Source organism: Flavobacterium sp., assembly GCF_027490375.1.
GTDB lineage: Bacteria > Bacteroidota > Bacteroidia > Flavobacteriales > Flavobacteriaceae > Flavobacterium.
Window position 1 is genome coordinate 1 of sequence record NZ_JAIXYH010000085.1, and the last position, 13,386, is coordinate 13,386.

At 37.3% G+C, this 13,386-nt stretch carries 19 protein-coding genes; 8 read left to right on the forward strand and 11 right to left on the reverse strand.

What is annotated here, in order from left to right:
- Positions 1-278: 278 nt before the first annotated feature.
- From Q0064_RS12830 to Q0064_RS12870, 10 genes are all read right to left on the reverse strand, one after another.
- A complete protein-coding gene (locus tag Q0064_RS12830; protein WP_298148617.1) occupies positions 279-557 on the reverse strand; it encodes a DUF2442 domain-containing protein in 279 nt (92 codons plus the stop codon).
- Positions 558-562: 5 nt separating this feature from the next.
- Positions 563-682 (reverse strand): DUF4160 domain-containing protein, encoded by a 120-nt coding sequence (locus Q0064_RS14780; RefSeq protein ID WP_366095291.1) that lies wholly within the window; start codon positions 680-682, stop codon positions 563-565.
- An 83-nt stretch (positions 683-765) separates the two neighbouring features.
- Complete coding sequence (locus Q0064_RS12835; protein ID WP_298148618.1) at positions 766-939, reverse strand: hypothetical protein; 174 nt, start codon at positions 937-939, stop codon at positions 766-768.
- Positions 940-1,068: 129 nt separating this feature from the next.
- Positions 1,069-2,022 (reverse strand): signal recognition particle-docking protein FtsY, encoded by a 954-nt coding sequence (gene ftsY / locus Q0064_RS12840; RefSeq protein ID WP_298148619.1) that lies wholly within the window; start codon positions 2,020-2,022, stop codon positions 1,069-1,071.
- Between the two features lie 179 nt (positions 2,023-2,201).
- The gene (locus Q0064_RS12845) at positions 2,202-2,354 is read right to left on the reverse strand and encodes a DUF4295 domain-containing protein (RefSeq protein WP_094485841.1); all 153 of its coding nucleotides are present in this window, start codon (positions 2,352-2,354) and stop codon (positions 2,202-2,204) included.
- A 12-nt stretch (positions 2,355-2,366) separates the two neighbouring features.
- A complete protein-coding gene (gene rpmG, locus Q0064_RS12850) occupies positions 2,367-2,549 on the reverse strand; it encodes a 50S ribosomal protein L33 (RefSeq protein WP_094485840.1) in 183 nt (60 codons plus the stop codon).
- Between the two features lie 18 nt (positions 2,550-2,567).
- A complete protein-coding gene (gene rpmB / locus Q0064_RS12855) occupies positions 2,568-2,804 on the reverse strand; it encodes a 50S ribosomal protein L28 (RefSeq protein ID WP_298148620.1) in 237 nt (78 codons plus the stop codon).
- A 75-nt stretch (positions 2,805-2,879) separates the two neighbouring features.
- Positions 2,880-4,130, reverse strand: coding sequence for a competence/damage-inducible protein A (locus Q0064_RS12860; RefSeq protein ID WP_298148621.1), 1,251 nt, complete (start codon positions 4,128-4,130; stop codon positions 2,880-2,882).
- A 16-nt stretch (positions 4,131-4,146) separates the two neighbouring features.
- Positions 4,147-4,491 carry an Hpt domain-containing protein gene (locus Q0064_RS12865; RefSeq protein WP_094485837.1) on the reverse strand — a complete coding sequence of 115 codons (345 nt, stop codon included), beginning with the start codon at positions 4,489-4,491 and terminating at the stop codon, positions 4,147-4,149.
- Positions 4,491-5,102: a fumarylacetoacetate hydrolase family protein gene (locus Q0064_RS12870; RefSeq protein ID WP_298148622.1), complete on the reverse strand. Its 612-nt coding sequence runs from the start codon at positions 5,100-5,102 to the stop codon at positions 4,491-4,493. The genes Q0064_RS12865 and Q0064_RS12870 overlap by 1 nt, the downstream gene beginning before the upstream one ends.
- Positions 5,103-5,227: 125 nt before the next feature.
- Here Q0064_RS12870 and Q0064_RS12875 point away from each other — a divergent pair, with 125 nt between their 5' ends.
- On the forward strand, positions 5,228-5,749 hold the full coding sequence (locus tag Q0064_RS12875) for a hypothetical protein (protein ID WP_298148623.1): 522 nt from the start codon (positions 5,228-5,230) through the stop codon (positions 5,747-5,749).
- Positions 5,750-5,924: 175 nt separating this feature from the next.
- Here the strand turns inward: Q0064_RS12875 and Q0064_RS12880 are convergent, their stop codons facing one another.
- Positions 5,925-6,698 (reverse strand): 3'-5' exonuclease, encoded by a 774-nt coding sequence (locus tag Q0064_RS12880; RefSeq protein ID WP_298148624.1) that lies wholly within the window; start codon positions 6,696-6,698, stop codon positions 5,925-5,927.
- Between the two features lie 173 nt (positions 6,699-6,871).
- On the opposite strand from Q0064_RS12880, the gene Q0064_RS12885 reads away from it, so the two are divergent.
- The 7 genes from Q0064_RS12885 to Q0064_RS12915 are packed head-to-tail and all read left to right on the forward strand — an operon-like array spanning position 6,872 to position 13,386.
- Positions 6,872-7,264 (forward strand): hypothetical protein, encoded by a 393-nt coding sequence (locus Q0064_RS12885; protein ID WP_298148625.1) that lies wholly within the window; start codon positions 6,872-6,874, stop codon positions 7,262-7,264.
- A 4-nt stretch (positions 7,265-7,268) separates the two neighbouring features.
- Positions 7,269-8,558, forward strand: coding sequence for a TolC family protein (locus tag Q0064_RS12890; RefSeq protein ID WP_298148626.1), 1,290 nt, complete (start codon positions 7,269-7,271; stop codon positions 8,556-8,558).
- A gap of 2 nt (positions 8,559-8,560) precedes the next feature.
- Positions 8,561-9,706, forward strand: coding sequence for an HlyD family efflux transporter periplasmic adaptor subunit (locus Q0064_RS12895; RefSeq protein WP_298148627.1), 1,146 nt, complete (start codon positions 8,561-8,563; stop codon positions 9,704-9,706).
- Position 9,707: 1 nt separating this feature from the next.
- Positions 9,708-10,943 (forward strand): ABC transporter permease, encoded by a 1,236-nt coding sequence (locus Q0064_RS12900; RefSeq protein ID WP_298148628.1) that lies wholly within the window; start codon positions 9,708-9,710, stop codon positions 10,941-10,943.
- Positions 10,944-10,946: 3 nt separating this feature from the next.
- Positions 10,947-11,627: an ABC transporter ATP-binding protein gene (locus Q0064_RS12905; RefSeq protein ID WP_298148629.1), complete on the forward strand. Its 681-nt coding sequence runs from the start codon at positions 10,947-10,949 to the stop codon at positions 11,625-11,627.
- A 32-nt stretch (positions 11,628-11,659) separates the two neighbouring features.
- On the forward strand, positions 11,660-12,631 hold the full coding sequence (locus Q0064_RS12910) for a histidine kinase (RefSeq protein WP_298148630.1): 972 nt from the start codon (positions 11,660-11,662) through the stop codon (positions 12,629-12,631).
- A complete protein-coding gene (locus Q0064_RS12915; protein ID WP_298148631.1) occupies positions 12,628-13,386 on the forward strand; it encodes a LytTR family DNA-binding domain-containing protein in 759 nt (252 codons plus the stop codon). The genes Q0064_RS12910 and Q0064_RS12915 overlap by 4 nt, the downstream gene beginning before the upstream one ends.

Sequence of the window (13,386 nt, forward strand, 5' to 3'; positions counted from 1 at the left end):
CAATGCAAAAAAATGTTGCATAGCAGCGCTACGGAAGATTTTTTTAAAGCAGTTATGACTTAAAAACATTTTTTTATCGGACTGTTTTATAGATCTAATTGGTATAACAGGCAGATTTTCTTCGTGATACTGGAGTATCGCGAAAAAATCTAACGAAGTAGGCAGCCGTTTATCTGTTTAGCGATGCAGTTGTTCATTTCGATTGCTATTTAATTTCGCAATTTGCACATTTTAAGCGTTTTGATAATGATTTTTAATCGAACTCAGGTTTACAACAATCAACTTACTTCCGAACCATTATAAAAGACGTACTCTGGAGAAATATCGTAATTCCAAATACCTCCTGCAGTTCTTACAATATTTTTCCAATAAATTTCACCTAATTCGCCAACAGCAACTGTATCAAATAGAACCTTATTTTTTAAACTAGCAACACCTTCCATGTGAAGATGTTTTTCGATAAGAGGAAGCACATTTAGCTTTCTCTTTATTCCAGTATCAAATTCACAAATTAAAGAGTATTGATCTATTGCGACTATTCTTTTTACTTTTAGCATGACGTTTATTGTAAAGGTTTTACTTTGTGAAATGCTTTTGAATACCACATCTCTAAGAGCTCATCTTTATGAATTTCGGCCCAAGCTTGCACTAATTTTAGTTTACCAACTGGAAAATCATCAATTTTAACCGACGGCTTTCCCTAAAAATCCCAGTAAAAGGTCTTCAAATCAACAATTACCATATCAAAACTAATTGCAAACATCCTTACGCTGCTACAAAATACTTTTCCTCACCAAAAAAAATACGACCAAGGTGATCACGAATCGCAATGACAATTCCTTTAAACGGATTTTGCTCTATATCAATCACTTCGCCCTCAGCCCAGAAATCTAAACCTGTTAACTTTGGGTCAACCTTTGCAACATCTCCAATCTTCATGGTAAATTTTTACACAAATTTAATTAAATATCGCTTTCTGATAAACAGATACCGATAGATGTTTTTCGAAAAAATGAATAGAAAAAATCAAAAAACACGGATAATATTTATTGGCTAATCGAACTTTTGTTACTTAAAAAACGAGTCTACAAATTCAAATTTGTTGAATACTTGTAAGTCGTTTATGCCTTCGCCAACACCAATGTAACGCACCGGAATTTGAAATTGATCGGATATGCCAATAACCACGCCTCCTTTAGCCGTTCCGTCGAGTTTGGTAACCGCAAGCGAGGTAACTTCGGTAGCTGCGGTGAATTGTTTGGCTTGTTCGAAAGCGTTTTGTCCGGTTGAACCGTCGAGTACGAGCATGACGTCGTGTGGCGCATCGGAAACTACTTTTTGCATCACGCGCTTTACTTTCGAAAGTTCGTTCATGAGGTTTACCTTATTGTGCAAACGCCCAGCGGTATCGATGATTACGACGTCGGCGTTTTGAGATACGGCAGATGTTAGCGTATCGAAAGCTACAGAAGCCGGATCGCTGCCCATATTTTGTTTGACCAACGGCACTCCTACTCGATCGGCCCAAATTTGCAACTGATCTATGGCGGCTGCACGAAAAGTATCGGCCGCTCCGAGCACTACCGAATAGCCCGATGCTTTTAACTGCGACGCTAGTTTACCGATCGTGGTGGTTTTTCCGACACCGTTTACGCCCACAACCATAATGACGTACGGCTTTTTACCTGTTGGGATGCTAAAATCGGTTTCGTTGCCGGAGTTGGTTTCGGCAAGTAAGGCCGAAATTTCATCGCGAAGAATTTGGTTAAGTTCGGCGGTTCCGAGGTATTTATCGGCGGCCACGCGTTTTTCGATTCGTTCGATGATTTTGATTGTGGTATTTACACCAACATCCGAACTGATTAGGATTTCTTCGAGATTATCGAGCACCTCTTCGTCGACCTTTGATTTTCCGGCAATTGCTTTGGTAAGCTTTCCGAAAAAGCTGGTTTTGGTTTTTTCGAGTCCTTTATCGAGTGTTTCTTTTTTCTCGGAAGAAAATATTTTCTTGAAGAAATTCATGTGTGTACTATTTTGGTAACGATTGCCCTAGCCCCGATTGCAACGGAAATCCTTTTTTGCGGTTCGGCTTAAGCCGCAAAAAAGATTGGAGTGAAAAGCGGGAAAAAGCTTCTAAAAAACAAAGATAAATAAAAAAGCCGCCTTCCATGAGAAAGCGGCTTATGCTGGTCAAGTTGTGATTATTTCTTTTTCAAAAACTCGTCTACTTGCTCGGGAGTCATGATAGCCTCAACGAACACGTACGCTCCGGTTTTAGGAGATTTCACCATTTTGATAGCTTTTGACAATCTTTTTGATTGTGTTTGTAACGTTGCTACGGTTTTCTTTGCCATGAGTTCCTAAAATTACTTGATTTCTTTGTGAACAGTTACGCGCTTCAAGATCGGGTTGAATTTTTTAATCTCCATACGATCGGGCGTGTTCTTTTTGTTTTTTGTTGTGATATAACGAGATGTACCTGGAACACCAGATGTCTTGTGCTCTGTACACTCTAAAATTACCTGAATTCTGTTACCTTTCTTTGCCATTGTGCGTATTTTTTAGGATTAACCGATAAAACCGTCTTTCTGAGCTTGCTTCACAACAGCCTCGAAACCTTTCTTGTTGATGGTTTTGATGGTAGAAGCGGCAACACGCAGCGTAATCCAACGTCCTTCTTCTACAGAATAGAAACGTTTCTTAATCAAGTTAACCGAAAATTTTCTTTTCGTCTTGTTCATCGCATGCGATACGTTGTTACCAACCATCGCTCTTTTACCTGTTAAGTCACAAACTCTTGACATTATCGTAATCTTTAATTCGTTATTCAAATTGAGCGTGCAAAGTAAGTGAAAAGAAACCTTACAGCAAAATTATAATTACAAAAATTTTAAAATTTCTTTTTGCAGTAATTCGAGTGCTTTTGCGACCGCTCTATCGATGACTTTTTCGCGCGGTTGCCCGAAGTCGAACTCGAATGCTTCTACTCGATTTGGTGTGGCCAGACCGATAAAAACCTTACCTACAGGCTGCCGTTCGTCGCCGGCGCTCGGGCCTGCATTTCCGGTAGTTGCCAATGCAAAATCGGTTCCGAATTTAGCCTGAACTGCCTTTGCCATTTGCTTCGCTGTTTCGGCACTTACGACACCAAATTCACTTAAGGATTGTTTTGAAATGCCTAGCAATTCGGTTTTCGATTCCGTGCGATACGTAACCATACTTCCGTAAAAGTACTGCGATGCACCTGCAACACTACTGAGAACTTGTGCGATTTTTCCGCCGGTGCAGCTTTCTGCCGTTGCTATGGTTCGCTTGGCTTGAGTTAATTTACGACCTACAACTACTTCGATCGAATCGGTTTCTTCGGTACCTACGATGATATCGCCAATAATTTCTTGTAATAAGTCGACTTGCGTTTTCACGGCATCTTTCAGCAGTTGTTCGTTGTTGCCGCGCGCTGTGAGTCGTAAACGCACACGACCGGGACTCGGCAAATACGCTAATTTAACGAATTCGGGTAAGGCATCTTCCCAGTGCGCGATGCGTTCGGCAATGAGGCTTTCCCCTTGCCCGTAGGTCATAATTGTTTGGTGCACGATAAACGGACGGTCGTATTTTTCAACCAAAAGCGGGATAAGGCGGTCTTTAACGAGGTGTTTCATTTCGTAGGGAACGCCAGGAAGCGACACAAAAACGGTATTTTCTTTTTGCAACCACATGCCGGGAGCAGTTCCGTAGTCGTTGAACAAAATAGTTGCTTGCGTAGGCACCAAAGCCTGATCTTTATTGAGTTGCGAAAGCGGTCGGTTGAAATACTTTTCCAACATCTGACGCACGTGTTCTAAAACGGCCGTGTTTTCAACGAGCGTATCGTTAAAATATTCGGCGATGGTTTTTTTGGTGATATCGTCTTTTGTTGGACCTAAACCGCCGGTTATTACTACTAAATCGAAATGATTCTGCAGTTCTTGAAAGGTGGCAAGAATGTGCTGACGGTCGTCGGAAATGGAACGCATTTCTAAGGTTGCGATGCCAATTTTATCGAGTTCTTTTGCGATAAACGAAGAGTTGGTATCGACAATTTGTCCGATGAGAATTTCGTCGCCAATAGTCAGAATTGCTGCTTTCATTAGTTTTATATTTTGCTTATAGCGAAAAGTCTTTCATGATTTCGCGAACGGCCTTATCTACACGTACGGATAAATCTTTGAAGGTGTCTTTAATCTCTCTGCGTTTGCCTTTTCGTTTGGCCCAGGCTTCGATGAGTTTCACTTCTTCGTAGGCGTTATCCATTCCGAGCAAATCGAGTGTTGGCTTGATTTTATGAGCTGCGGCGTGCGCTTGATCGTACTTTTTCGTTTCGATTCCTGTTTTCACGAGTTCCATTTCTTGTGGAACTTCGGTTACGAAAAGTGTGGCAATTTGCTTGGCGAACTCATCGTCGTTTTCAGAAATTGCATAAACTTTTGCTAGGTTATAGTGTAGTGCCATTATTTAATTTGTAATCGAAATAGTTTTTGGTTTTCAAGATAGCCTTCTAGAACGTCGTTTTCTTCGACTTTACCTACGCCGGCTGGAGTTCCGGTGAAGATAAGATCGCCTATTTTTAAGGTAAAGAACGTAGAAATGTAGGCAATTAAATCATCTATTTTTGTTAGCATTAACGCCGAATTTCCGACTTGAACGCTTTGGTTGTTTTTTCGAAGTTCGAAGTTAAGATTTTCAAGCGAATCGAAGTTGCTGACAGGCAGAAAATTACCGACAAGTGCAGAGCCGTCGAAAGCTTTGGCTTTTTCCCAAGGAAGTCCTTTATCTTTAAGTTTTTGTTGTAGATCACGCGCTGTAAAGTCGATGCCAACTGTAATTTCGTTGTAGTATTTCGATGCAAATTGCGGTTCGATGTACTTTCCAACTTTATTGATTTTGACCACTAGTTCTATTTCATGATGAATTTCGGATGAAAACGCTGGAATCACAAACGGATGTTGTTTGAGAATGAGGGCACTGTCGGGCTTCAAAAACAAAACGGGATCGGTAGGTGTCTCGTTTTTAAGCTCGGCAATGTGATCGGCGTAATTTCTTCCTACGCAAATAATCTTCATATGAGTTAGCATTAGCGATTGCCAAAAATGCACAAATTTTAGTTACGAATACTCAAAAAAGCGCATTGATTTAGTTCGAAGAAATCACTATTTTTACACTTTACGCCTTTCAAATTGTATCCGCCATGTTCGAAATTTTAACCTCGCAATTTCTGAGTATAGCTACAGGACTTATTTCCTCATATTTGTTTTTAATTTACTTTCTTAGAAAAAAACGCGCTCAAATTAGTATATCGCCGCATATCAGTAAAAGGGAGTTAGATGGTCAAATCAACTACTTTTTTAAATTCGTTAATAAAACTCGTGCCGAAATTTTTGATGTTCGTGTTGAACCTACTTTTTACAAACAAGTAGGAGGAATCGGCGGTCTTAATATTCAAGGAAAGGACATTAAATTAGTACAGGACTTTATATCGTACATTCCCGAAGGGAAATCCGCAGACCCGAATAGCTTGCATGCTTGGCGTGTTCGAACTACGCAAGATTTGGAAGAAGAATGGCAAGATGAATCCACATATATTCGTCTTACTATTATTGCTAAACACTCCTTATCTGGTTTTAGCAGTATATTTGTTCAAGAATTTCACTCAAAAGCATCAATTACATCGAAGCAATTCGTAACGGGCGATAGTTTAGAGGTTAGATAATTTTTTTTGCGATAATGATTTAAGACCAAAAGAAAATCGTAAATTTGTGTTATTCGTAATATAATTCTCATGAGAAACGACGTAATTGCTGGGTAGTATAAATCTCAGCCAAAATAGCTGGCAATATTAAAAACCAAGAATAAATTCCACGCTGTGCTGCTACGCACGGCTTTTTTTATGATTTTGTATTCAGTTTTCTCAACTTAATTGCCGTTAATACTTTTTTCGTATAGAGCGGGAAATCGGCGTTTTGAATCCAGCTAAAGTAGCCTGGTTCCGATTCGAGAATGCGTGTCACTTTTGCTCCCTTATGTTTTCCGAAGGTAAAAATCTCATCTCCGTCGTTATCGTAGGCAATCATTCCTGCAAAATCAGCGATTTTCTTTCTAGTTGAAAATTCAGATAAACCTTTAGTGTCGTGAGCTAAATTCGGATAACGTTCAATTTGTGCGAGTAAAATCTCGTAGGTCGCATTTGTGTCGGCTGCCGCTGAATGCGCGTTTTCCAGATTTTTCCCACAATAAAATTTATAGGCGGCGCTAAGAGTACGTTCTTCCATTTTGTGGAAAATGGTTTGAATATCAACGGATACGCGATTGCCCATGTCGAAATCGACACCTGCACGGAGCAATTCTTCTGCGAGAAGCGGAATATCAAATCGATCGGAGTTGAATCCGGCTAAATCGGCATCCTTTATCATTTGATGTATTTGTGGAGCCAGTTGTGCAAAAGTAGGCTCGTTGGCTACCTGCTCGTTACTAATTCCATGTACTGCTGTACACACTGCGGGAATCGGAATTGTTGGATTAACCAGCCATGTTTTCGACTCTTTGTTTCCGTTTGGAAAAACTTTTAGTATGGAAATTTCTACGATACGATCGCGTGCGATATCAGTTCCTGTTGTTTCTAAATCGAAAAAGCAAATGGGTCGGTGTAAAGAAAGTGGCATAGATTGAGTTTGAGCTTACAAAGCTACGATTCTAGGATTAATTACAGTTAGAAATGTTTAAGAACCAATTCCAAGTCTTATCTGTCCGTTTAAAGTTAAATATTGGCTGTTTCGACTCAAATCCAAACGATTAGCTTTATTCATCTGGAGATCTTTGTTTTAAAATTAACACTATGAAAACAAGAGGAGGAAAGATTATGAGCATCCAAATAGTTCTGCTTCTATTTTACTTGACTTCGTTCGGACAAGATGAAAATGCATTGGTTGGCAAATGGAAAAACGAGACCGATGCAAGTAAAACTTCGGAGTTTTTCAAAGCAGCAGACGGCTTATATTATGGAAAGATTGCCACAGACGCCAGTGAACCTAGTGGGGTTGGAAAGATAGTTATGAAAAAACTAAAATACGATCCAAAAGAAAAAAACTTCAAAGGAATTATGGCGCCTCCCGACAAAAAAATAGAATTGGATGTAACGATAACTTTCATTACCGCAGACAAAATTAAGGTAGTAGGTAAAAAGTTACTGTTTAGTAAAGTATTCTATTTCAGTAAAATAAAAAAATAGTCCTATGAGAAGAAGTGCAATTGTGGCGATTTACCTCGTTTTCGCTTTTTATAATGATGCTGTCTTTTCACAACAAAACTATAGCAACTTTAATCAGTTCCTAGACTATGTTAAGAAGCAAAGTATAACGATAAGATCGGGAGATATCAAGCTGATCCAAGCTAAGAAAGCAAAGCTAGCTGCGTTACTTGGTGTACTTGATCCATCAGGAACTCAAAGTTTATCTTATACAAATAATACTAGAATACCTGTTCAAATTATTGGTGGTCAAGCTATTGAAACTGGTGTTCCTTACGTGACAAGCTTCAGTCAGAATGGGGAAATAAAGATTCTGAATTTATCGGGCTGGGAGAATTTAAAGCTTGCGAAATTAAATATAAACATTACTGAAAATGACAATAAGCTGACTTTAAAGAATCTGTATGAACAATTAGCGACAAACTATTACAACATAGTAAATATTAACGCACAGATTGAAGCAGCAATTGAAAATTTTAAGTCATCCGAAATTTTATGGCAAACTGCGGAATCGAAGTTTAAACAAGGTTTGGTAAAGCAACAAGATGTTAATGATGCTAAATCCAGCTACTTAAGTTCAAAAGAGAACATAGAGCAGTACCAACTATTACTTGAGCAGCAGTACCTTAGTTTAAAAATTTTGGCCGATATTCCAGAAGAAGAACTTTTCACTATTACAGAAGTAACTTCGCCAGTTTTAATCTCTTCAAATCCAGAAGTAAGCCAAAATGATCTAGAAATTCTAAATGCAACTTTAAGAGAACGCAGTGCCTACTCAAATTACAGAAAAAGTATAAAAGAGAATTTACCAACACTAAATTTTGTTTTTAACCGAACTAGTCAACAATTCAACCAAGAATCTAACTTTTTTGACAATAATGTCGACTGGATAAGAAGTTCTTACATCGGACTTCGTTTAGCTATCAATATTCCAAGTGCTGCGACACTTTCTCAAACATATAAAGCAAAATATGATTACGAATTGGCCAAACTTGACACTGAAAAATCTAAAGAAAAGGCCAAACTTAATAACAAGCAATTGATTATTGAATTTGATCAAGCAACCTCTCAGGCGCAATCAAATTTAGAAATATACAACTTAAGGAGAGACAGTTATTCTAAAAACTTAAACTTATACACACAGGGTATAATTGGCATCGATCAAACGATTAACAGTTTCAACGCGATGATAAACGCAAATTACAACTTAATATCATCGAATGTAAATGTGCTTCTTGCATTGGCGAAAATCGAAATAAATAATAAAATTCAATAACAATGAAGGTAGTCAACGTATTCTCAATTCTGCTTTTTTCGCTGGGCATACTGTCCTGTGGAAAGAAAACTGCCGAAACTAAACCAATTCGAAAAAATATAACTGAGACTGTCTTTGCGTCTGGAATACTTGAGGCAAACAACACTTATAATTTAACTGCGCAAACCGATGGATATTTGGTCAAAATAAGTTTTGAAGAAGGTGATCTGGTTACTGAGGGAGAAATAATCGCGACTATTGATAATAAAGAAAATCGATTTAATACCCAAAGTGCAGAACAACTTTCCCGGATAGCAGATAGTAATATGAAACCAAATGCGCCTGCTTTACAACAAGCTCTATCAGCAATAGAATTGAACAAGCTAAAACTCCAGCAAGATGAACTTCAATTTGAGCGTTACGAAAAATTGTTAAAGGAGAACAGTGTTTCTAGACTCGACTTTGAAACAGTTAGATTACAGCTTGAATCTTCCAAGTCGAATTATAAATCAGCTGTAGAGAATTACAAAATATTATTGCAACAAGCTAAACAAAGTGCTATTTCGAATAAAGCCCTGAAAGAAATAAACGAACTGGCACTTACAAATAATAACATTAAAGCAGTAGTCCGTGGAAAAGTCTATCGAAAATACAAAGAAGTAGGAGATTATGTTAAACGAGGAGATGTAATCGCTCAGATAGGAGAAGCAAATAACATCTTAGCTAAGGTAAATGTCGACGAAAGTAATATAGGCAAACTCAAGCTTGGTCAGGTTGCTATTGTAAAACTTAATTCGGATCAAAACATAACCTATCAGGGTAAACTCATAGAAATTTATCCAGCATTCGACGAGACAACACAATCATTTATTTGCAAAATATCACTCGACCATTTACCAGCATCCGTAATTGTGAACACACAACTGCAAGCAAATATTATTGTTTCCGAAACTAAAAACGCGCTAGTAATACCTCGCAATTACTTAGATTTTGGCGGATATGTTCAGGAAAAAGGGAAAAAAGATAAAACTAAAGTTACAACTAAGTTTATCAGTACCGATTGGGTTCATATAATCAGCGGAATAGATGCCAATACAACACTTGTAACAGAAAATGTCGCGGAAAACAACTTAAAAACCTCAGAAGTCGGAGGCCAAATCAATCGGTAAAATGAAAAAGAGCGTAAATATTGAAATAGCACTAACACATGTGTTAACGCGCAAAAAACAAACGATGGTTGCTGCTTTAGGAGTTGCTATTGGCGTAGGAATATACTTATTTATGAATTCCTTATCGTCAGGATTTACGAGATTTTCTCGCGATGAAATTTTTAAGAACAATGCACATATAAAAATCTATCAAAACGATGAAATCAGCAAACCGATCATTAGTCGCTTTTCGAACGGCAGTACAGCTGTTATTGTAAATCCGCAAATCACAACACTTTCAAAAAAGATTATAAACCCAGAAAAGCTTTTAACATTGGTGAAATCGCAGCCTTTTGTTACTACAGCAATTTCCCAAGTGAGTTTTGACGCTTTCTATTATCGTGGCAAAGCACAACTCAGAGGTACGGGTAGCGGTGTGAATATCGGTGATTACAACACCATGTTCAATCTGGAAAAATATATAGTTGCAGGGTCAACGGGTGCCCTATCAAATAATAGAAATGGAATTATCATAGGAAGTGGCATAGCAGAGAAATTAAGCTTAGGTTTAAACGACAACATAACTGTATCCTCTTCATTCAACATAGTTAAAGTATTGAAAATAGTAGGAATTTTTAAAACGGGTAACAGCTTAAATGATCAACAAAAATGTTATGTTAATTTGTCCACTGCACAGCAATTCGTAAAAGAAGGGCCAGCTTTTGTAAGCACTATATTTGCAAATACTCCGGACCCTGAAAAATCGGAGATATATGCTAAAGAAATTCAAAAACTAACTTCTTATACTGTTGAGGATTGGAAGACGACAAATGCTGACGTACTTAGTGGCGACAAGACTAGAAGTGCAATGATGCGAGCAATATCTATGTCGATACTTCTTGTAGCTGCTTTTGGCATCTATAATATCCTAAGCTCGACAATTTCTCAAAAGATAAACGATATTGCAATTTTAAAAGCTACAGGGTTTTCTGGAAAAGATATAATACAGATTTTTGTATTAGAGGCACTTATCATGGGCTGTATTGGAACTGTGATGGGTTTACTTTTAGGTGGAATTTTGATAGAAATAATGTCAAACATATACATGGGCGGACCCGTGGGGTATTTCCCGATAACCTTTGAGTTAGACCTTTTTTCAAATAGCTTGATCTTAGGGGTGTTCTTAACATTTTGTGCAGGTTTTTTTCCAGCACTCAAAGCTTCAAAAGTAGATCCGGTTGCAATTTTAAGAAAATAAAAAATGAAACAGAGTGTTGTACTTCAAGCAGAAAATATAAATAAATTCTTCACTGATCCTGTGAAATTCCAGGCTTTGAAGGATGTAAGTTTTAAAGCCTTTGAGGGAGAATTTTTAACGCTTGTTGGGAAAAGTGGTTCGGGAAAATCAACTTTGCTATATTGCTTAAGTACGATGGATACTAATTTTGAAGGCCATCTTTACATCAAAGAAGAACTCGTTACGGGCAAAACTATTAATGAATTAGCTGCAATACGAAATCAACACATTGGTTTTGTATTTCAGTTTCACTACTTACTGCCAGAATTCAGTTGTTTAAAGAATGTAATGTTACCGGCTCAAAAACTCGGTAATTTAAGTTTGCAAGAAATTGAACATGTCGCCTACACAAAACTAAAGTTACTCGGTATAGAAGAGCAAGCTTTAAAACCTGCCTCGAAGCTAAGTGGTGGCCAGCAACAACGAGTTGCTATCGCTCGAGCTTTGATAAACAATCCAGCGATTATTATGGGAGATGAACCGACTGGAAACCTAGATACAAAAAATACAGGAATTGTGTTTGACATTTTTAAGGAGCTTTCTTCTGAGTATGGGCAAACCATTATTGCAGTCACCCACGACCAAGATTTTGCTAATGCTTCAGACAGAATTATAGAATTAACCGATGGAAAAATAATTGCCTAAAAAGTAGCTACTTTTATAACTGACTTTTTTCAATGAAAACAATTTATAAGATAGCACTAATAACTTCTCCTGCTTTAGCCCTATCTGGCGTGAGCCCACTATACATCTTCGACAAGTTAAACTTATCGCAGTCATGTGTCTTGTGGCTGGGGCTTACTGCAAATGTTTTTATTTTTTGGTGCATCAACATTTTTCTTTTAAAGAAAATTCCTCATAATGAAGTAAAGCGAAACATAGTGAGTTTTTTTTTAATTTTCTTAACTCATATTCCAAAAGTATTTTTTGAACCAGAGCTGCCTTTTAGTAATGTTGTTCACCAATATTTCGTATATCCCATTCTCACAACAATTACGCTTAATACAATAATCTTAATTCTGTTAAAAACTCAAATTGCCGAGCATAAAAATCGAGAAATCGAAAGGCAATACGAACAGCTAGAAATCATTAACCTAGAATCTCAAAAGCAGCTACTGCTGCAACAGCTACAACCTCATTTTCTTTTCAATTCATTAAGTATTTTAAAATCCTTAATTTCCGAAAATTCTTCTTTAGCTGAAAATTACGTTATGAAACTTTCTGACTTTCTGCGATACACTGCCAATATTGGAGATAATGCAATCGTTTCCGTTGCTGACGAGTTAAAGTTTACTGAAGATTACGTTGCTTTATTAAGAGGACGATTTGATTCTGCTATTGCCTATGAAAATCAAATTGATACGAACATGTTGAGAAAAAAAATACCTATCTTGGGTCTCCAAACCTTGGTTGAAAATGCCGTTAAACACAATAAATTTACAGAGGAAGAACCTTTAAACATCAAGATAGTAAGTAGTGGTAATCAAATTATTGTTTCAAATAACATCAATGAAATCATTACCATAGAAAAGTCGGGGCATGGATTGATAAATCTGAATAAAAGATTGCTGCATATGAATAATTCCAATATAGAAATATATCGCACTAAAGACACCTTTTGCGCTATTCTAACACTACATGACCTATGAGAATTATTATCATTGAAGACGAAAAACACACCGCAAACAATCTAGCAAAAACTCTAACCAACCTCAGACCCGAAATTGAAATTGTTGCTATCATTAACTCTGTCGATAACGGCAACAAGTACTTTTCTTCCTATATAAAAGTGGATTTGATTTTTTCTGACATCCAGCTCGGAGACGGCTTAGCCTTTGATATTCTTGACAAAGTCAACGACAATACACCGGTAATCTTCTGTACAGCTTATAACGAGTACGCTTTGCAAGCATTTAAAAATTTTGGTATTGAATATTTGCTAAAACCATTCAGTAATGAAACTGTTAACGCCGCGCTCACGAAATTTGAAGCTTTAAAAAGTCGCTTTGACAGTAAAAACGATGATATTCGAAATTTTATATCCGAATTTAGTGCCTTACAAACAAAGCGTTTTTCGTCAATTCTTATAACCAAAGCTGATAAAATAATTCCAATTCCCATTAAAGATGTGCTTGCCTTTTACATAGAAAACGGACTAGTGTTTGCCGTAACTAATTCCGATAAGAAAGTAGCCGTTAATTATCAGTTGGAAAAGCTTGAACAACTAACCTCGCCCAATTTTTACCGCGTGAATAGGCAATTTTTGGTAAATAGAAAAGCTATTAAAGACGCTTCAATATATTTTAATAGAAAACTACTGGTGAATTTAGTTTTTCCCTTTGAATGTAAAATTGTAGTGAGCAAGGAAAAAGTAACCGACTTTTTAAATTGGTTGGCAAACTAA